The 20,654-nt window shown below is 25.2% G+C and carries 25 protein-coding genes; 20 read left to right on the top strand and 5 right to left on the bottom strand.

The genetic code is table 11. The features are described from left to right. The first annotated feature begins 23 nt into the window (after positions 1-23). From RGC78_RS00360 to RGC78_RS00310, 11 genes are all read left to right on the top strand, one after another. Entirely contained in the window at positions 24-731 is a 708-nt protein-coding gene (locus tag RGC78_RS00360; RefSeq protein ID WP_252214162.1) for an acylneuraminate cytidylyltransferase family protein, read from the top strand. After that, positions 724-1,866 (top strand): DegT/DnrJ/EryC1/StrS family aminotransferase, encoded by a 1,143-nt coding sequence (locus RGC78_RS00355; RefSeq protein ID WP_252214160.1) that lies wholly within the window; start codon positions 724-726, stop codon positions 1,864-1,866. The genes RGC78_RS00360 and RGC78_RS00355 overlap by 8 nt, the downstream gene beginning before the upstream one ends. 192 nt (positions 1,867-2,058) lie before the next feature. Next, positions 2,059-3,081 carry a lipid II:glycine glycyltransferase FemX gene (locus RGC78_RS00350; protein ID WP_252226508.1) on the top strand — a complete coding sequence of 341 codons (1,023 nt, stop codon included), beginning with the start codon at positions 2,059-2,061 and terminating at the stop codon, positions 3,079-3,081. A gap of 123 nt (positions 3,082-3,204) precedes the next feature. Continuing rightward, a complete protein-coding gene (locus RGC78_RS00345; RefSeq protein ID WP_252214156.1) occupies positions 3,205-3,510 on the top strand; it encodes a carboxypeptidase regulatory-like domain-containing protein in 306 nt (101 codons plus the stop codon). Between the two features lie 164 nt (positions 3,511-3,674). Beyond that, positions 3,675-4,007 carry a hypothetical protein gene (locus RGC78_RS00340; protein WP_252214154.1) on the top strand — a complete coding sequence of 111 codons (333 nt, stop codon included), beginning with the start codon at positions 3,675-3,677 and terminating at the stop codon, positions 4,005-4,007. 102 nt (positions 4,008-4,109) lie between these two features. Further along, complete coding sequence (locus RGC78_RS00335; protein ID WP_252214152.1) at positions 4,110-5,834, top strand: motility associated factor glycosyltransferase family protein; 1,725 nt, start codon at positions 4,110-4,112, stop codon at positions 5,832-5,834. A gap of 50 nt (positions 5,835-5,884) precedes the next feature. Further along, entirely contained in the window at positions 5,885-6,079 is a 195-nt protein-coding gene (locus RGC78_RS00330; protein WP_252214150.1) for a hypothetical protein, read from the top strand. A gap of 11 nt (positions 6,080-6,090) precedes the next feature. Beyond that, a complete protein-coding gene (locus RGC78_RS00325; RefSeq protein ID WP_252214148.1) occupies positions 6,091-6,396 on the top strand; it encodes a hypothetical protein in 306 nt (101 codons plus the stop codon). A gap of 18 nt (positions 6,397-6,414) precedes the next feature. Then, positions 6,415-6,723, top strand: a complete 309-nt coding sequence (locus RGC78_RS00320) for a peptidase associated/transthyretin-like domain-containing protein (protein ID WP_252214147.1) — start codon at positions 6,415-6,417, stop codon at positions 6,721-6,723. A gap of 37 nt (positions 6,724-6,760) precedes the next feature. Next, positions 6,761-7,051, top strand: coding sequence for a hypothetical protein (locus tag RGC78_RS00315; protein WP_252214145.1), 291 nt, complete (start codon positions 6,761-6,763; stop codon positions 7,049-7,051). An 84-nt stretch (positions 7,052-7,135) separates the two neighbouring features. After that, positions 7,136-8,179 carry a sugar phosphate nucleotidyltransferase gene (locus tag RGC78_RS00310; protein WP_252214143.1) on the top strand — a complete coding sequence of 348 codons (1,044 nt, stop codon included), beginning with the start codon at positions 7,136-7,138 and terminating at the stop codon, positions 8,177-8,179. Positions 8,180-8,297: 118 nt separating this feature from the next. Here RGC78_RS00310 and RGC78_RS00305 read toward each other — a convergent pair whose 3' ends face one another. Further along, entirely contained in the window at positions 8,298-8,825 is a 528-nt protein-coding gene (locus RGC78_RS00305; RefSeq protein ID WP_252214141.1) for a GNAT family N-acetyltransferase, read from the bottom strand. A 159-nt stretch (positions 8,826-8,984) separates the two neighbouring features. On the opposite strand from RGC78_RS00305, the gene neuC reads away from it, so the two are divergent. From neuC to neuB, 4 genes are all read left to right on the top strand, one after another. Beyond that, the gene (gene neuC, locus RGC78_RS00300) at positions 8,985-10,130 is read left to right on the top strand and encodes a UDP-N-acetylglucosamine 2-epimerase (protein ID WP_252214139.1); all 1,146 of its coding nucleotides are present in this window, start codon (positions 8,985-8,987) and stop codon (positions 10,128-10,130) included. Then, a complete protein-coding gene (locus RGC78_RS00295; RefSeq protein ID WP_252214137.1) occupies positions 10,120-10,794 on the top strand; it encodes a PIG-L deacetylase family protein in 675 nt (224 codons plus the stop codon). The genes neuC and RGC78_RS00295 overlap by 11 nt, the downstream gene beginning before the upstream one ends. 21 nt (positions 10,795-10,815) lie before the next feature. Beyond that, entirely contained in the window at positions 10,816-11,760 is a 945-nt protein-coding gene (locus RGC78_RS00290) for a GNAT family N-acetyltransferase (protein WP_252214386.1), read from the top strand. A gap of 148 nt (positions 11,761-11,908) precedes the next feature. After that, positions 11,909-12,913 (top strand): N-acetylneuraminate synthase, encoded by a 1,005-nt coding sequence (gene neuB, locus RGC78_RS00285; RefSeq protein ID WP_252226513.1) that lies wholly within the window; start codon positions 11,909-11,911, stop codon positions 12,911-12,913. Positions 12,914-12,942: 29 nt separating this feature from the next. Here neuB and RGC78_RS00280 read toward each other — a convergent pair whose 3' ends face one another. Both RGC78_RS00280 and RGC78_RS00275 read right to left on the bottom strand, forming a co-directional pair. After that, positions 12,943-13,398 carry a DMT family transporter gene (locus tag RGC78_RS00280; RefSeq protein ID WP_252214134.1) on the bottom strand — a complete coding sequence of 152 codons (456 nt, stop codon included), beginning with the start codon at positions 13,396-13,398 and terminating at the stop codon, positions 12,943-12,945. Positions 13,399-13,417: 19 nt separating this feature from the next. Continuing rightward, a complete protein-coding gene (locus RGC78_RS00275) occupies positions 13,418-13,840 on the bottom strand; it encodes a DMT family transporter (protein ID WP_252214132.1) in 423 nt (140 codons plus the stop codon). 129 nt (positions 13,841-13,969) lie between these two features. Here RGC78_RS00275 and RGC78_RS00270 point away from each other — a divergent pair, with 129 nt between their 5' ends. The 4 genes from RGC78_RS00270 (at position 13,970) to RGC78_RS00255 (ending at position 17,809) form a co-directional block, all read left to right on the top strand. After that, positions 13,970-14,656, top strand: a complete 687-nt coding sequence (locus tag RGC78_RS00270; RefSeq protein WP_252214130.1) for a cyclic nucleotide-binding domain-containing protein — start codon at positions 13,970-13,972, stop codon at positions 14,654-14,656. A 164-nt stretch (positions 14,657-14,820) separates the two neighbouring features. Beyond that, the gene (locus RGC78_RS00265) at positions 14,821-15,723 is read left to right on the top strand and encodes a chemotaxis protein (RefSeq protein WP_252214128.1); all 903 of its coding nucleotides are present in this window, start codon (positions 14,821-14,823) and stop codon (positions 15,721-15,723) included. Positions 15,724-15,906: 183 nt separating this feature from the next. Then, entirely contained in the window at positions 15,907-17,091 is a 1,185-nt protein-coding gene (locus tag RGC78_RS00260) for a class I SAM-dependent methyltransferase (protein WP_252214126.1), read from the top strand. Between the two features lie 187 nt (positions 17,092-17,278). Then, complete coding sequence (locus tag RGC78_RS00255) at positions 17,279-17,809, top strand: DUF5662 family protein (RefSeq protein WP_252214124.1); 531 nt, start codon at positions 17,279-17,281, stop codon at positions 17,807-17,809. 268 nt (positions 17,810-18,077) lie between these two features. Here RGC78_RS00255 and RGC78_RS00250 read toward each other — a convergent pair whose 3' ends face one another. Both RGC78_RS00250 and RGC78_RS00245 read right to left on the bottom strand, forming a co-directional pair. After that, positions 18,078-18,224, bottom strand: a complete 147-nt coding sequence (locus tag RGC78_RS00250; RefSeq protein ID WP_252214122.1) for a hypothetical protein — start codon at positions 18,222-18,224, stop codon at positions 18,078-18,080. A 99-nt stretch (positions 18,225-18,323) separates the two neighbouring features. Then, on the bottom strand, positions 18,324-19,175 hold the full coding sequence (locus RGC78_RS00245) for an AraC family transcriptional regulator (protein ID WP_252214120.1): 852 nt from the start codon (positions 19,173-19,175) through the stop codon (positions 18,324-18,326). 198 nt (positions 19,176-19,373) lie between these two features. Between RGC78_RS00245 and RGC78_RS00240 the strand changes: the two genes are divergently transcribed. Further along, the gene (locus RGC78_RS00240; RefSeq protein ID WP_252214118.1) at positions 19,374-20,606 is read left to right on the top strand and encodes a dicarboxylate/amino acid:cation symporter; all 1,233 of its coding nucleotides are present in this window, start codon (positions 19,374-19,376) and stop codon (positions 20,604-20,606) included. The last annotated feature ends 48 nt before the right edge of the window (positions 20,607-20,654 follow it).

Below are 20,654 nucleotides of genomic sequence, written 5' to 3'. Positions count from 1 at the left end.
AATATTTAAAAGAAGGAGAATTTATGAAAACGGAGATATTAGCTATTATTCCAGCTAGAGGTGGGTCAAAGGGACTACCTAAAAAAAATATATTAAATTTAAATGGAAAACCATTAATAGCTCACACGATTTTAGCAAGTAAAAATAGTAAATTTGTTACAAGAGTTGTTGTAAGTACTGATGACAAGGAAATTGCAGACATCGCTGAAAAATATGGATCAGAAGTGCCATATTTAAGACCTAGCAGTTTAGCAAAGGACAAGTCGTTAACAATAGATAGTGTATTTCATATGCTTGATTATCTTGAAAAATATGAAGGTTATTTTCCAGAGTATGTTTTATTGCTTCAATGTACATCTCCACTTAGAAATGAACAGCATATTGATGAGGCAATAGAAAAACTAGTTAAAAGTAAGTTTCACGGGATTATATCAATTTGTAAGTCAGAAGTTAATCCTTACTGGACAAATATTTTTAAAAATGAAAGTCTTAAGTATTTTCTTGAGGAAGGTAAAAATATTACAAGGAGGCAGGACTTACCCAATATTTATAGATATAATGGTGCAATTTATTTAGCTAAAACAGAAGCATTAAAAAGAGAAAAAACCTTTGAAGTAGAGAATTTAACTGGATATGTAATGGATAGAGAATCTTCTATTGATATAGATACTGAAATTGATTTTAAAATAGCTGAAATAATAATGAAAAATAAGGATGTATCACATGATTAGAAATTTAAAATATCCAATTGGTGGGGAATTTTGGTTTGAAGATAAATTTCAAGATAAAAATATTTTTAATGATATTGAAAGCCAAGGACTACTTTTAAGTGGAGGGGATAGTGCAATAAGGTTTATTTTAAATGAAATTTCTTTTAAATATGGTGAAGTAATTGCACTTCCTTCTTACTTATGTCCAACAATTGTGAAATTAATAGAAAAACTAAATATTAAATATAAATTTTATAATATAAATAGAGATTTATCAATTAATATGGAATCTATAGAAAACTTAATAAGTAAATATAATATAAAAGCAGTATTTTTTATTGATTATTTTGGATTTTATCATAGTGAAAGTACAAGGAAGTTTTTAAAAAATTTACAATCAAAAAAGATTTTAATAATTGAAGATGCTGTACAAAAGTTTTGGATTAAGTGGCAAGATAAGTTTATTGGAGATTATGTATTTAATAGTTATAGAAAATTTCTTCCTATAGATGGATCATTAGTTTTATTTAATAAAGATAGAATTTTAAATAATATTAAGGCATTAAATAAAAGTGATAAATTAGTAGAATTCAAAAAAATAAATGATTCATTAAAATATAGAGAAGCAAATGATGACTATTTTAAATTAATGGAAAATGCAAGAGATATAAAAACAAAGTTTATATTAGAAGGCATAGGAAATGAAAATGATTATTTACATTTATTCGACATGGCTCATAAAGTATACTATGAAAGAAAAGATATATTTAAAATTAATTCAAAACACAAAGAATATTTAAATTATTTTCCAGTAAATAAATTGATTGATAAAAGAAGTGAAAATTATAAATATATTTTTAAAAATCTTAAAAATATAAAAGAAATTACTTTTTTAAATCATTCAGAAAATTTATATGATAACACACCTTTAGTTTTTCCAATTTTAATAGAAAACCGAGATTATATAAAAAAACAACTTATGAAACGTAATATATATATACCAGTTCATTGGAAGTTATCAAAGGAACCATGGATAAATGAATTTAAAGAGTCTTTAAGTATTTCTAAAAGAATTTTAAGTCTACAAATTGACTGGAGATATGAAACTCAAGATATGGATGTTTTAGTTAATTCTTTAAAAGATATTTTAAAATAAGTAGTAATTTGAGACGATATAAAAAATTTTCTTTATTATTATGAGAGATAAAAATGAAATTTAAAGTAAGTATAATTCAATGTTAGCCTGTTCTTTATAAAAAAATGAGATGAGTAGTAAATGCGAGAATACTTATTAAATATTCTCAAAATTTAATTGAATTTGATGATACATATAAAAGGAGGTGATGTAATGATTAAAATTTTAGATAGTTCATCTCAGAAATGGGATAACTATATTAATAAATTACCTTTATCTTTTAGAGATATATATTTCAAAAGTGAATATTATAATCTCTATGAAAATGGTAAGGATAAATTAGCAAAACTATTTGTTTATGAAGAAAAAGATAATCTAGCAATATATCCATTTATAATGAGTAAAATTAAAGGATATAACTTAAAAAATGAATATTATGATATAGAAACTGCTTATGGATATGGTGGACCATTAGCAAATACTAATGGTTCAGAATTTCTTAGTGATTTTGAAGACGCATTTAGAAATTTTTGCAAAAAAAATAATGTTATAGCAGAGTTCATTAGGTTTCATCCGTTGATAGATAATCATACTATATTTATAGATGATATTAAAGTATGTCATAACAGGACAACAACTTATATTAATTTAAATAAATCCATTGATGACATATGGAGCCAAGATATTATATCAAAAAATAGAAACGTTATAAGAAAGGCTAAAAAATCAGGACTTGTTACGGAATTTAGTTTTGATTTAAATGAGTTTAAAAAGGTTTATATAGAAACTATGGATAGATTAAATGCAGGAAAAAATTATTATTTCAATGATAAATATTTTGATGATTTAAATAAATTAGAGCATGTATGCATTAATGTTAAATTAAATGACATTACAGTAGCTAGTGGGATCTTTTTACAAGGTGATGAAATTTTCCATTATCACTTATCTGGTAGCTTAAAGGAGTATTTAAAATATTGTCCTAATAATTTATTGTTATGGACAGCTATCGAATATGCTAAAAATAGTGGTTTCTCTAAATTCCATTTTGGTGGAGGATTAACTAATAGCCAAGGTGACAGTTTATATAAATTTAAAAAAAGTTTTTGTAAAGATATTAGTGATTTTTACATTGGTAAAAGAATTCATAACAAAGAAGTATATGATTATTTAATGAATAAATGGCAATCTAAAAATAAGAAAAATGCAGAGCTTTTTCTTCAATATAAGGAGTAAAAGGTCTGATTATATAAAAATATATTTTATAAAAAGATAATAAAAATAGTTTACTTTATATCTCTTAAGTGTATTACAGATATTACTAAATTTTAAGAATTATTATATTAGGGGATGATAAAAATGTGCGCCGTTGTAAGGGAAATATTATGTGGAAAAAAACTTATGCATTGCAACAGAGTAAATATAGACTCTACTTTTCCTAAAAATGATTATATATTAATTACTGGAAAAGTTATAAGTCCTTACAAAGTTCCCTTGCCTTATGCTGCAATAAAGGTTTTTTCAATTGACACAAGATATTCACCAACTAAAAAAAAGTATGTGGGAGTAACTTTTAGTGATGAACAGGGGATTTATGGAATATCAGTGCCTAGATATTTAGAAATTTCTTATGAACTTAAAGCATATGGAGCCATATATGAATAAAATATTTAAGTGTATAATCACTTATAAAAAAGTAAAGCATATAATATATTAGATCAAATATATTAAGATTAGGCTGCTATGACTAATAGATTATAGTAACTTATTAAAATATATATTATAAATTAAATAATCACAAAAGAATAGCGTTCGGGGAGGAATTTTATATGTCAACTTATAAACCATTGGGAACCGTTATAAGTGCTGCTACTATTACTAGATATAATGGAAATAAATTAGCACAAGCAGTTGGAACTACTGCTTGGAATTTAGTATTAATCAATGGACTAGCTACAGGTAAAAGTATGCATATATCAGGTGAAGTAGTGGTTTCAGCTCCAATTGTTTTAAAGAGTGGTACAGTTTTAGGTTGGTATGGAACTACAGCAGGTTCAATAGGTAATGCTGATATACAAACATTTACAGATAGTACTGGTAAATATGGTGTAACTGTCAATACTGGAACAGCATTAACTCTTAAATTCTATGCACATGGCTAAAAATAATTTAATATAAAGAATTAATAATTAATTAATGTAAATAAAAAGTCAGAGATACAGTATTTTTATACTGTATCTTTCTGTGAATTTAGGGGGAAATAAATGAAAAAAATTAAATCTTTAGATGGATATTATCTATATAAAATTGAAAAAAGTGATTCTAAATATTATTTAGCAGATAATATAAATTATAAAAAAGATATTGATAAATTAATTGATAATTTAGATGATCTTAAATTTGATTCATTTATAATCCTTTTTGGATTAGATACTGGAGAATATTTGAAGAAATTAGAAAAAATATTATGTAGTAATAATAAAGTACTAATATTTGAACCTAATGAAGATATATTTAATGAAAATAAAGATATTGCTTTAAATGATAATATAAGTATAGTTTTATTTGATGAAGAAACTATAACACCTATACTTGCATCTATAATTGGCGGAAATAACTTTGATAATCTATATATTTATGCGTTTGGAAATTATAAAGATATATATAAGGATGAATATAAAAAATTAATAGATGCTATAGATGCTAAATATTTTTCTGTAAGTGGAAATATAATTTTGGCTTATAGATGTAAGGAATCTTTTATGAGAAATTCACTTCAAAATCTTAGTGTTATTAAAGAGTCAAGTCCGTTAAATTCCTATATAGGAATTAATAAAGATATTCCAGGAATAATAGTATCTGCTGGACCATCATTAGATAAAAATATAGAAGATATGGTTGCAAATAAGGAAAAGGTAAAAAAGTGTTTTGTTATTGCAAGCAATAGAACATTTACAACTCTTATAAAAAATGGAATAAAGCCGGATTTAGTTGTATCTATAGATCCATCAGATGCTATGTATGAGATGATGAAGGATAGCCTTAATGAAGATGTACCACTTTTATATTATGAATATAGTAATAGATATTTAATGAAAAATTACAAAGGTGAAAAGATATATATGTCTAATATTTTTTCAAAAGTAATTGAAGAAATTAATAAATTTGAAGGCTTATCTCAAGGGGGATCTGTTGCACACACTTGTTTAGCTATGGCTAATATATTAGGATGCAATCCTATAATACTCGTAGGACAAGATTTAGCATATACTTATGACAAGCATCATTCAGAGAAAGCTACTTTTAATATTGTAGACAATATTATTACTGAGAGTTGGGCAAATCAATTTGTAGATGATGTTTTTGGAAATAAGGTTAAAACAACAACAACCCTTCAAGTATTTAAAAATAGCATGGAATATCATATTAAACAATATAAGACTAGTAGAGATGTAGAATTTATAAATGCATCTTATGGTGCTGATATAAAAGGCGCGCCTCATAAAGAGCTATGTGATATATTTGAGGAAAATATTTTTAATAACAAAAAGCAATCATTGAAACCTGATAAGTGTATTGATTTAAAACCTGATAAAGTAATAAAGACCATAATTAATTTTGTTGATACTTTCATTGAAAAATCAGTACAAGGTATGGAACAGTGCACCATATTAGCAGATATTAAAGAAGAAAAATCACTTGTGGATATTAATCCAGAAGATATAGATTTTCAAAGATTTTTATTTATATTAGATATAGTACAAACATTTGAATCTTCTTTAGAAAGTTTTTATTTAGGTGGGTATTTTAATAAATTCCTATACACTATAAAAAGAGAGAGCTTTTTAATGCTTGCAAAGGATTATGATAAATTAACTTCCAATATGAAATATCAAGGCAAGGCATTTTTAAATTATTTTAAGAGAATGAATGAAATGCTTTTGGAGGCAAAGAAAATTATAGAAGATGAAGTTTCAAAATTTAAATAAATTCATATTATAGTAAGGAGAACTATTTATCATTAAGGAGGAAACAGTAAATGTCAGAAATAATTATAAATGGACAAGTCTACAAGGAAAAGAAAATTAAAAATTTAGTGGTTAATGGGACACCACAAAGTAGTATAATATTATCAGCTGATCAACTTAAAGGACAAGATAAACTACACGTAAATATAGAAACTGAACCTACTGTGGAGACTCCTAAAGTACAATCTAAGGAAAATCCAGAATAATAATTACAGAAATGGAAAACAACAATAAAAAAGAACCAATAGTTTTATATGGTTCCAGATTAAAGTGTAGTAAAATGCATGAAGTTAATATAGTTATAAAAAAGAAAAAATCAACAATTATAAAAGGAAATGTATATAATGAACAACATGAGCCATCAATTTGGGCTGCTGTTGAAGTAAAGGAAATTAATTGCTTAACTGAGTGCTGTAAGATATTAGGATATTGTTTTACTGATTATAAAGGAGAATATTTATTTTTATTACAACCAGCTTGTGGAAGACGTTATGAAATTTCTATATACTCTCCTTTAGTATAATATTAGAGGGTGAACAAAGTGGGGTGGCATAAAGAGATATTAATAAGTCCTAAAGAATTAAATAGATGTTCTATATTAAAGAAGAAAATTATTATAAAAAAGTCAATAGATGTATTAATAACAGGTAAAATATTAGACAAAGATAATAATCCAATACCTAAAGCTATAATATATATTAAACAAGTAAATAATAGCTATTATTCACCAGGAACCAAAGAGTATGGTTATTTAACTACAAATGAACAAGGAGAGTATGCAGTATTATTACCTTGTAGTTGTAAATTGGATTATGTGTTAGATGTATATGAGCCTATTATTAAATGCTAATTACTGAAATAAAATATATTTTCACAGTGAGGTTATTATGAGAAATATTAATTGTGATTACAACTCTGTATTGTTTAAGGGATATTTATATTATGAGGATAGAACACCTGTCAAAAATGCAATAGTATTATTGGAAATAGTATTATCAGATAAAGAAAAAGCATATACAGAAAAAGACAGTAGCCTTTATTGTGCATATAGTGTAACAAATGATTTAGGAGAATTTTGTTTTAAAATAAGTGATAAAAATCACTATTATAAGATAAAGATTTGCGAAAATCATAATATAAAATGTTTAGATAATGAAACAATTTTTGTAGATATGTAAAAGGAACTGTTTATCAGTTTCTTTTTTTATTCTTTAGAAAATTATTTTTAAAATAAAAATATTAGTAAACAAAGGAGATTTCTTATGGATATAAGTAGTCTTTTAGTAAGTAAAGATATATCAATAAAAAAAGGAATTAATATATTAGATAAAGCAGGCAAAAAAATTATAATTGTTGTTGAAGATAAAAAACTTAAGGGTGTAGTAACAGATGGTGATATCAGAAGATGGATATTAAAAAATGGTAATATATCAGAATCAATATATAATATAATGAACAAATCACCAAAGTATTTATTGGAGAAGGAAAGAAATAATGTTAAAAAAATAATGAAACAATTTAAAATAGAGGCTGTACCAATAGTGAATGAAGAAATTGAAGTTGTTGATATTGTATTTTGGAATGATGTTTATCAAAGTCAATGTAATTACTTTGAAACAAGTAAGATTCCAATTGTTATTATGGCAGGAGGAAAAGGTACTAGATTGCAACCATATACTAAAATTATTCCAAAGATGTTAATCCCAATAGGGAATATTCCTATTATTGAAAGGATAATAAATAATTTTAAAAATTTCAATTTTAATGATTTTTATGTAACAATAAATTATAAAAAAGATATTATTAAAGCATATTTCAATAAAGAAGCTCCCTACAATATATCTTTTGTTGAAGAGGATATTCCATTAGGCACAGCAGGAAGTTTGATTTTATTAAAAGATAATATAAAGGGTACTTTTTTTGTAAGTAACTGCGATATATTAGTTAATGCAAATTATTCAGATATATTGAAATTCCATAAAAAGTACCAAAATAAAATAACTATAGTTACTGCCCTAAAAAATTATATTATACCCTATGGAGTTTTTAATTTAAATGATGATGGGAGTATTAAATCTTTAGATGAAAAACCTAGTTATGAGTTCTTAGTGAATACAGGAATGTATATATTAGAACGCGAGGTTTTAGATTATATAGAAGAAAATAAATATTCAGATATGACTGATATTATATATAAACTTCTAGAAAATAAAGAAAGAGTTGGAATGTATCCTGTAACTCAAGGTGCATGGCTTGATATGGGAGAATTTGAATCTATGAAAAATATGATTGATAAACTAGTGTGAAATTTTAGAATCTAAATGTATTATGAATAAAAAATAAATAGGACAGAAACTTGAATGCTATCAGAAAAGGAAATAGTTGCACAAGTTTAAGTCCTATTTATATATATCTTTATTTTGGTTAAATAGAATTATTTTTTTGTGTATTTTTTATTTTGTATACATATTTTTTCATAGTTTTATAGATATTTAAATTTTCTAAGTAAATTTCTTTTCTTTCATCAGTTTCAACGTAGCCATTTTTTAATACATTTTTTATAGAACCTATATTATCTTCTAATATCCATCCATCTACTTCATCAATAAAGGTTAATTCACTTCTACTATAATCTATAGCAAATTTTATTATTTCAGTACCTAGTCCTTTACCTTTATATTTTGAATTTACTCCATGACCAGTTTCTATAATATTATTATTATTGCCAACTATATCTAAATACAGATATCCAACAGGTTCATCTGCTTCATCACTTCGAACTATAAATAAAAGCCTATCATCTCTTTTTAATTGATTTAAATACCAGTTTTTAAGATTAGGTTTATTAGGTTTTTCATCATGGCCTGTCCAATATATATTTTCATAATCGCTTCTTAAAATAAAGAAGTCTTCAAAATCTTCTTCCGCACATCTTTTAAAAAGAAGTTTCATGTAATAATTCCTCCAATCATAACTTAATAATAATACATATATTCTCATTAGAATTTTATATTTATCATCAGAATATAATATGAAAGATAAGATTTTCTGTGAGGTATAGAGATCCTAAGCATTTTAAAAAATATAAAGCCCAAAAAGGTGGTAATTTTATTGAAAAAGATATTGGCCATTACAGGAATAAGATCTGATTACGATTTAATGAGCAACTTATTTAAAAAAATAGATTCTGATGATTACTTTGAATTAAAACTTTTAGTCTGTGGTGCACATTTATCAAAAACTTATGGAAATACAGTGGATTTAATTGAAAAGGATAACTTAGATATATTAATAAAGATAGAAAGCTTAATTGATTCTGATACTAAAAGTTCTAGACTCAAAACAACATCTATAATATTGCAAAATTCAATTGATATAGTAAATCAATATTCTCCAGATTTGATAATTTACGCAGGTGATAGGGAAGAAGTATTAATTGGTGGGATGCTTGGAGCTTTTTTAGGTATTCCAAGTGCACATTTTTTTGGTGGAGATTATACAAAAAGTGGATTAGTTGATAATGAGCTTAGAAGTGCTGCATCTAAATTATCATCTATTCACTTTGTGTCTACTTATGAGCATAAAAAAAGAGTTATGAATATAGGAGAGCCTGAGTATAGAATTTTTCAAATAGGAAGTCCTGCGCTAGATAAATTTAAAACAGAGCCTATTGTAAATATAAATAAAATATATAAGAGATTAAATATGGAACCATTTAATAATTTTGTATTGGTTATTTATCATCCATTAGATGAAAAATCCTATGTAACATTTAATAATATATTAAAATGTCTTAAAGAACGAAAAATAAAAGCGTTTATAAGTTATCCTAATACTGATTCTGGAAATAAGGAAATTATAAACGCAATAGAAAAATATAAAAATGATAAGGATTTTTACTTTTATAAAAATCTAGATAGAAATACTTTTATAAATATATATAGAAATGCATCTTTTCAAATAGGCAATTCTAGTGCAGGCATAGTGGAAGCTGCTTGTGTTGGCATTCCTGTTATTAACATAGGAGTAAGGCAAGAAGGGCGTGCTGCAAATGAAAATGTGATTTTCGTTGGTGATGAATATAGTGAAGTAAAAAATGGAATAGAAAAAGCTTTAGATAAAGATTTTATAAATAAGTGCAAAAATATAAAAAATATTTATGGAGATTCAAACAGTTCAGAAAAAGCATATGAAATTCTTAAGAAATTAGAGTATAAAGATTATTTATTGAAATTGGAGGATCCAAATGAAATGTAAAAATGTATTAGTTATATCAGTACATCCAGATGATGAAACAATAGGGTGTGGAGGAACAATTCTTAAGCATAAAGATAACGGAGATAAAATTACCTGGCTCATATTAACAAGTGCTGAAACTAGATATGGTTATTCATATCAGCAAGTTATGGAGGAAAAAAAACAAGTTGAGAATATAGGGAAAGCTTATGGATTTGATAAAATATATAACTTAAAATTTGGACCAGCAAAGATAAATTATGATATCTTTTCAAATCTTATAAATAAGATAAGTGAAGTTATGTATAAGGTTAAACCAGAAATTGTTTATATGATTAATAGAAGTGATGTTCATACTGATCATCAAATAGGGGCTAAAGCTATATTAAGTTGCACTAAAAGTTTTAGGTATCCTTTTATTAAAAGAGTGCTTATGTATGAATGTTTATCTGAAACAGAAATTGCACCACAATTTCAAGAAAATATCTTTGTCCCAAATGTATTCTCTAATATTACAAAATATATTGAAAAGAAGTTAGATATATTAAAGTTATATAAAACAGAATTGCAAGATATACCTCAGCCAAGAAACGAAGAAAGTGTTAAAGCATTAGCAAGATATAGAGGATGTACCGCATGCACCAAATATGCTGAAGCATTTATGTTAGTTAGAGATGTTTTTTAAGGGGGAATTACTTTGTTAGAAGTGAGAGATTATAAGAAAAATGATGAAAAAGAGATTATGGGTTTATTCAAAAAGTCATTTAACCGAGATATGCATTATACAGAGTGGAAATGGAATTATAATGATAATATATGCAGTGATAAATTTATAAAAATTATGTGGGACGATGATGTTTTAGCAGGACACTATTCAGTATTACCAAGCAAAATGAATGTTTATGATAAAACTTACACATCAGGTTTATCTATGACAACTATGACGTCTCCAGAGTATAAAAAACAAGGTATTTTTGTTAAATTAGCGAATGCACTATATGAAGAAAATTATAATAAGTTACCAATTATATATGGTTTTCCTAACAACAATTCTTTACATGGCTTTATAAAGCATTTAGGATGGAATCATATTTTAGATATAGAAATGTATAGTTGTTATACGTATAAATCAGAATTAAAATCTTTGGATAAAAATATAAAGAATGTTGAATTTTTAGATAATAGGGTTGATGTTTTATTTAATATCTTTTCAAAGGAGTTTAAAGAGTACAAGTTAATGATTAAAAGAAATAGGGAATATATTCACTGGAGGTATGATTTAAATCCATACAATAAGTATTATTACTTAGTTTACGAAAAAGATAACGAATATTTAGGTTATTGCATTTATAAGATATTTGAAGAAGGAGGTAAAAAAGTTTGCGATTTAGTTGATATAATTGCAGTAAACAATGGAATTTATGAAAAACTTTTAAAAAGTTTAATTGATTTAATGGCTTGCAACAAGATTAGAAAAATAAATTCATGGTTTATAAATAAAGATAAATTAGATATTGGTAAAAATTTAGGATTTAATAGAACTAATTTAATTACTCATTTTGGATTTAAGTTAAATTGTGATTTTATAAAATTAGATGATATGGATGTTGATAAATGGTATATAACTATGGGTGATTCTGATGTGTTTTAGTTAAGATTAGTTAAATACAAAAGTAATGAGAAAAAGATAGAAAAATCATGTTTTAATTTTCAGTTTTAAAAGGATAATGAGATAAATTAGCTTCTATTAAAAATATTTAATAATAAGCTAATTTAGTAAAAAGGGAGGAGGATTTTAAATGGGGGTATTTATAATAGCTGAGGCTGGAGTAAATCATAATGGAGATATTAATTTAGCTAAAAAATTAGTGGATATGGCAAAACAATGTGGAGCAGATGCTGTAAAATTTCAAACATTTAAAGCAGAAGAAAGCACGGGTTCTTTTGCAGAAAAAGCAAAGTATCAAAAAGAAAATGACAAAACAGAAGAATCTCAACTGGAAATGATAAAGAAATTAGAATTGCCTTTTGAAAAGTTTAAAGAGATAAAAGAGTATTGTGATAAAAAAGGGATTATATTTGTATCTACACCAGATGGCATAGAGAGTTTAAATTATTTAGTAAGCCTTAATGTTGAGTTTATAAAAGTAGGATCAAGTGAAGTAACTAATATAGAATTTTTAAGAGAAATAGGAAATATAGGAAAGCCTATAATTCTATCTACAGGTATGAGTACATTAGGAGAAGTAGAGAAGGCTATAGATGCTATTTATTCTACAGGAAATAGAGATGTAAGGTTAATGCATTGCACTTCAGATTATCCAACTAAAGTGGAGGATGTTAATTTAAGAGCTATGGTTACATTACGAGAGGCTTTTAAGGTTCCAGTTGGATTATCTGATCATACATTGGGATTTGAGAGTGCAGTATCAGCTACTACTTTGGGAGCAGAATTTATAGAGAAGCACATAACATTAGACAAAAAAATGAAAGGACCAGATCATAAAGCTTCCATGATGTTAGATGAATTTAAAGAGTATATTATTCATGTTAAAAATACAGAAAAATTATTAGGCGATGGAATAAAAAAACCAACAGAAAAAGAGAAAGTTATAATGAATGATGCAAGAAGAAGCATATTAGCTTCTAGAGATTTAAAAAAGGGGACAATCATAGAAAAAGATATGATTGTATTTAAAAGACCAGGCTATGGCATAAGACCTGAATTATCGTATATATTGATTGGTAGAAAGCTAAAAAGAGATATATTAAAAGATGAAGTAATAATGTGGGAAGATGTTTAAAACAAGCCTTTAGAAATTTTCTAAAGGCTTTAATTTGTATCACTTTCTTTTACGTTCCTATCACTAAAATCTAGATGCATATTATAAGCTAAACCTGCAACTACTATTAATCCGCCTATTATTTTGCTAAGAGGAAACTGCCTAGAAATTAACCAATCTAATGCTATTCCAGTAAAAAGTTGAGCTACAAATATAAGTAATGTAACATAAAAAGCTGACATCTTTGGGGTTACTACACTGTTAAGGACAACAATAGCTACACCTAAAAGACCTCCTAAATAAGCATAAAATGGAACAGTATTTAATGATGTAAATACAAATTTTTCTCTCATAATAAAAAAGAATAATATTGAAGTTATTGAGCCTGTAAAATAATTAAAATAACTTGATTCTATAAGACCTATTTCTTTAGAAAGTTTTGTATTTAGAATTCTAGAAACTACTATAATTACACCTGCTAATATAGACATTAATATATATATCATAAATGGTCCTCCTTTTAATTTAGAAAAAAGTCATAATACAGACACCAATTGTTATTATTGTAATGCCAATTATTTTTTTCTTATTAAATTTAATTTTTTGCATTCCTAGTAGTCCATATTGATCAAATATCATTGAAGTTAATGTTTGACCTAAAAGTCCTAGTGCCACTGGTAATGCTACTCCAATAACAGAAAAAGTTATATTGTTAAATAATATTGTGAAAATTCCAAGAGCACCAGCACTATAAAGATATAATGGCAAATGCATTTTAAATGGTATTTTTATTTTTTTATAAAGCATTATTATAACTAAAGCTAAATAACCTAAAATATGAATCACCATTAAAGAAGAATAATTTCCAATACCAGAAGATAATTCTCCATTACAAACAATCATAACTGCAATAAGTACACCAATTAATAAAGATAATAAATTATACATAGTATCTCCTTATAAAAATATAATTCTTGATTTATAAACTTAGTTTAAGCTATTATAAAGGAAATAGTGTAGGACATATGTCATATTGTAATGAAAATTATTAATTGTCACTAAAAAGGAGAGAAGTTTTTGGTTAAAGTAAACGATTTTAAAAGAATGGAAAAGTATATAGAAAAATACAAAATAAATGATATGTTTAGCATAGATATGAGAGAATATATGTCTTTATATATGTTTGGTAAGAATGAACATATATGTAAAGAAGAAGAGGTTTTAAATAAAATGTTTTTTGTGGTTGATGGTAAAGCCAAGGTATATAAAAATTTAGCAAATGGTAAATCATTGTTATTATCATTTTATAATCCATTTACTGTAGTTGGAGATATTGAATTTTTAGAAAATGATAGTGCGGATTGTAGTGTTCAAGCTATAAAAGATACGTATTGTATTGTTATTGAATTTTCAATAATTAAAGATAAATTAATGGATGACTGTAAGTTTTTAAGAAATAGATGTAAATATTTAGGGGAAAAGCTAAGATGTAATAGTAAGAATAGCTCAATAAATTTGCTTTATCCTCTTGAAAACAGATTAGCAAGCTATATTTTGGCATTTGTAAATGGAGATAATAATCTACGTTTTATATTTGAAGGTGGGTATAATGAAACAGCAGAACTACTAGGGACTAGTTATAGACATTTAAATAGAACATTAAATAAATTCTGCAGTGAAGGAATTATAAAAAAAGATGATAGGTCTTACATAGTAAATAATATTGATAAACTTAAATATTTATCAGGTGATTTATACAGATAATTAAAATAAATACATAATATTTTTTACAAACTTAATTTTATTTTCAATATTTGATAAACTTAAATAAATTTTATACGAAAATTAAATAGAGACAATGGAATTTAATGATATTAAAAATAAATTATGTTAGTTTCAATATTAGTTTAAAAAAAGGGGATGACAATATGAAGAGTAATATATTATTAGAATCAGGTACAGGAGAGTTAGAAATTATTGATTTTGTTGTTAATGGAACTCATTATGCAATAAATGTAGTAAAAGTTAAAGAAATAATTAAAATGCCAAACGAAAGTTTAACTAAATTACCTGATCCTAAACCTGAAGTAGCTGGACTTATATTATGTAGAGATGAAATTCTTACTTTAATTGATTTAAAATATACATTAAATAAACAAAGAGATCATGAATTAGGATCTAAAGTTATAATTTGTGAATTCAATAAAATTAAAGTTGCATTTAATATTGATGATGTAGTAGGTGTGCATCGCATTAAATGGGGAGATATAAGAAAGCCAGATGATTTATCTGAAAATTCATTATCTGTCGGAAACATACTTTTAAATGATAAAGTTTTAATTATGTTAGACTTTGAAAAGATAGTAACAGATCTTTGCCCAAGCGTGGGAATAAGTGAAGATAGACTTGTGAAGGTAAACTATAAAGATAGATCAGATATAAAATTAATCTTAGCTGATGATTCAGCACTAATTAGAAAACTTTTAAAAGAAACACTTACAAAGGCAGGATTTACTAATTTAAGATTATTTAATGATGGAAAGCAAGCTCTGGATTTCTTAAAAGGTATATCAGAAAAAAAAGGTGAGAATTTTAAAGAAGAAGTTGACCTTCTTATTACTGATATAGAAATGCCACAAATGGATGGTCTTACACTTACAAGAAGAGTGAAAGAAGATGAAATATTATATAAATTGCCAGTAATAATATTCTCATCATTAATTACTGACGAATTAAGACACAAAGGTAAATCTGTTAAAGCAGATGCTCAATTGAGTAAACCAGAGATAGAAGAACTAGTACGTGTTATAGACAAGTTATTAAATAAGTAATTTTAATAACTCAAGGTAGAAAGGAGATTAAAATCTTTTCTACCTTTTTTATTTAATGTTAACTTGTATAAGGATTACTTTTATAATAAAATTATAAATGCATTATTTATATAGTGTTATTGGAATAATATTATTAATTGTATATAGTTTAAAGTTAAAATAAATGATAAGGTGTGTAACAATATGGAAGAATTTAAAAAAGTTATTGATGAAATTTTACAAGAAGAGATTATAAAAGTAGTTGTTAGTAATAAAATGAATAAAGATGTTAAATACAATAAAATAACGTTTATTCTTAAAGAAAATGAAAAGAATAAGTATTATCAAATAGAAAAGTTTACAGATAAACAAATTTTTCATGAAAATGTACATATAGATGAGTTCAATGACAAGATTATTAAATATGTTGAAAACAATTATAAACAGCTTTCAGCATGGTCAGATACAAGTACCTTTGATTTAAAGATATCTAAAAAAGGTAAAATATTTTTAGGCAAGAAAAGATCTGATAATAAGAATCTTGCAAATAAATCTCATAATAAAGAAAAAAATTATATTTTAAAAGAGGGAATGATAATAGAGCCACTTATAGATTTAGGGGTATTTACTAAAGAAGGAAAAGTAGTTAACTCTAAATATGATAAGTATAAGCAAATAAATAGATTTGTGGAGATTATTGATGATGAAATCAAAAATAATGATTATAAAGAACTCACAATTCTAGATTTTGGATGCGGAAAATCGTATTTAACATTTGTACTTTACTATTATTTTGTAAAAATTAAAAACATAAATGTAAAAATGATAGGTTTAGATCTTAAAGAAGATGTTATTAAAAAATGTAATGATATTGCTAAAAGATACAAATATGATAATTTGCATTTTGAACTTGGAGATATAAACGGATTTAAATATAATAATAAAGTTGATATGGTTATAACACTGCATGCTTGTGATACAGCAACTGATTATGCTCTATATAATGCAATAAAATGGAATAGTAAAATGATTTTTTCAGTTCCATGCTGTCAACATGAATTCAATAGTCAAATAAAAACAGATTCTTTATCTATATTAACTAAGTATGGAATAATTAAAGAACGAGTTTCAGCACTTATGACTGATTCAGTTAGGGCTAATCTTTTAGAATGTATGGGTTATAAAACTCAATTATTGGAGTTTATTGATATAGCACATTCACCTAAAAATATATTAATTAGAGCATCAAAAGCTAAAATATCAAATAATAAAAAAGAAAAATCTTTATTAGAAGTTAAGAATTTAATGGAACAATTTAATGTTAAACCAACATTATTTAACTTATTAGAAAATGATAAATTAATATGCACACAAATAAGAGAAGATTAATATAATAAATTAGAATGATTTAATGATATAATATTAATACTCATTAAGATATAATTATTAAAAATAGAAAGTAGGCTTTTAGAAGTTTACTTTCTATTTTTGTTGTTTGTTTATTAGAAAAAATGTTATGATTTATAAAAAAGGCAAATAAGAATTAGTTAGACAATTTTATAGGATGTGGGGAATAATGAATTCAGTTAATCATTTTAGAACAATAACAAATCATAAATTATTAGTTATGAAATATTGCTTTAAAGTCGGGTTATATAAGCAAGGTTTACTACATGATTTATCTAAGTATTCTTGGGTGGAATTTTCAGCAGGAATAAGATATTATAGAGGTGATGTTAGTCCTAATGGAATACAAAAAATAGAAGAAGGATATTCTAAAGCATGGCTTCATCATAAAGGGCGAAATAAGCATCATTTAGAATATTGGATAGATTATGGTGTAAATATAAAAGAAGGACTTGTAGGAATGAAAATGCCAACAAAGTATGTAGTTGAGATGTTTATTGATAGAATGTGTGCTTCGATGAATTATCAAAAGGAGAAGTATAGTGATAGAAGTGCATTAGAATATTACAATATAGGTAAAAATCATTATATTTTGCATAAAGAAACGAGAGAAGTATTAGAATTTTTACTTAATAAACTTGCAAATGAAGGGGAAAAAGCAACTTTTTATTATATTAAGAATAATTTATTAAAGAAATAAGACTACGTTTTAGTAGAATATTAATATATGTAAAAACAAAGCTTATAGCGGAGTAATTAAATTTAGGAATACTAATTAATGATCCTCAAAGTATAATTACAATGCCAAATTATCTATTAGATATATATCAAAACATATTTAAAAATAAATAATTATTATACTTATATGAATGTTAATTGTGATAAAGTTAGTGCTAAATTAAAAAAAATTAGCACTAACTTAAAAAAACTATTAATTAAAAATAGTTTTAAATATAGGTTTAGATACTTTAAAAATGAGTATCTATTTCTTTTCTTCTAATTTTTTTTAAGTCTTTTAGCCTTAAATTAGTTTTTTCCATGATTGTATCAAAAGAATCCCCTGCAATCATCATTTGTTTAGCTTTTTCACGAGCTGACATTTTATCATTACCCATATTTTAAATTCCCTCCTGTAATACTTTAATCAGTATTTATCTTTTCCTTAGAAAAATAATATATACATTACATTAAATGGAACTTAATGGGAGGCATATCTATTTCAAAAAAAGTTCTCTTGGTGATTTATTAAATAATTTTTTAAAAGAGCGTAGAAAACTAGAGTAATCATTAAATCCACACTTTGTAGATACTTTTAAAACAGCTTCACCATTTTCTATAAGGTCTTTTGCTATTAATAATCTTTTTTGCAATATATAATTATGAAGAGTATAACCGGTTTCTTTTTTAAATTTATGCATTAAATAATACTTACTTATAAAAAATTTCTTTGCTAGAAATTCAATAGAAAGATCTTCTGATATATTAGTATTTATATATTTTAATATTTCTTCAATTTGTTTATCATATTTAAGAGATGACTTATCATTAATAAACATATCTTCAAGGTATATCCTATTTAAATAAATTAAGAATTGGATAAATAATGCATTATTTAAAAGTTTACTTCCAAAATCATTTGAATTTAATGAAGACTCTAATGAGCTAATAATGCCTTTTAATGAATTCTGTAATTTGATATCAAGTCTAATAAGATTAAAGCTTTTTTTATTAGCTAATTTAAAACAAGTCATCAAATCACAATTATTATAATTGTGAGATTCTATAAAATTTGAATTAACCCAAATTACTATTCTTTCATAAGCTTCAGACGAATCTATTAATGGTTTGTGCACATCATGATTATTTACAAGAAGTATATCCCAAGGTTTTAGATAATAAGCTTTTCCTTCTATTAGATAAGTTACTTTTCCAGATAAAAATATAATTATCTTATTGAACTCATGGTAGTGGAATTCAAATTCTTGATTTTTCTTATCTTTTATATGAAATAATTTAAAATCACTATGCAAGTAGCCAGCTTTATTTCCATAATCAATTGTATTCATTTAAATGACAACCTTTCAAATAATATATATAAATCATAGAGCACTTTTTACAATATTTCAAGCAATATATGCACTATTTATAGTTAAAATTCTGTATATAATAAAATTAACAAAGATATATTTTATATAAAAAATTAAAGGAATTATATTTTATCAAGAAGAGTAAAAAATAAAAATTCAATTAAGGAGGAATACGCTTTGAAGTTTATAAAAAACTATAAATATTCAATAATTTTATTACTATCAATTTTATTTGGTGGTACTATAGGACTTATAATGGGGGAAGATGCAAAAATATTTGAACCATTAGGAAAATTATTTTTAAATATGATATTTACAGCATTAATACCAATAGTATTTTTTAGTATATCATCATCAATAGCTAATATGGAGAGCTCTAAGAAGTTAGGCAAATTATTGGGAACAACTGTTATAGTATTTGGAGCAACTGCTCTTATTTCAGGAATATTAGGAGTGGCTAGTTTTAAATTATTTGATCCTACAAAAGGATTAAATTTATCTACATTTGAAAACTTAATTAATTCTAATCAAAATGAAACTATGAATTCAGTTGGAATATTAGAAAAGATTGTATCTAGCATCAGTGTTGGTGATTTTTCAGAACTTTTAACAAGAAGTAACTTACTTGCATTAATTTTATTTTCAATAATAGTAGGATTTGCGACAATGCTTTGTAAAGAAGAAGGTAAAATATTTGCAAAATTTTTAAATAGTGGTGCAGCAGTAACAATGAAAATTATAAGTATAATCATGTATTATGCACCAATAGGCCTTGGAGCTTATTTTGCAAGTATAATAGGAGAATTAGGAGGACAAATATTAACAGGATACTTGAAAGTATTTGTACTATATACTGTTCTGTCAATATTATATTTCGGTATATTCTTTACAATATATGCATATATTGCTGGTGGCAAAAGGGGAATTAAAAGTTTTTGGGAAAATTCTGTTGAACCAGCAGTAACAGCAGTAGCAACATGTTCAAGTGCAGCTTGCATACCTGTAAATATAAAAGCAGCTAAAAAGATGGGGGTACCAGATAGTATAGCTAAAATAATAATGCCAATAGGAGTTAATATTCATAAAGATGGATCAGTTATAGGTGGTGTATACAAAATTATGTTCTTGTTTGGAATATTTGGACGTGACACGGATAGTATTGGCTCATTAATAACTATATTAATTTTAGGATTATTAATAGGAGCTGTTGTAGGAGCTGTTCCAGGAGGTGGAGCAATAGGGGAAATGCTTATATTAAGTATGTTTAACTTTCCACAAGAAGCTCTTGCAATAATGCTTGTAATAGCCACAATAATTGATATACCAGCTACATTATTAAATTCATCTGGTAATACTGTTTGTACAATGATGATTTCAAAATTTATGAGGAATAAAAAAAATCAAGTATAGATGAAAAAGCTGATTTCTGTGTAATACATAATTCAGCTTTTTAAATAT

The organism is Clostridium aquiflavi, from assembly GCF_031344075.1.
Lineage (GTDB): Bacteria > Bacillota > Clostridia > Clostridiales > Clostridiaceae > Clostridium > Clostridium aquiflavi.
Note: the sequence above shows the minus strand (reverse complement) of the source record. Positions and strands in the feature narration are given on the sequence as shown.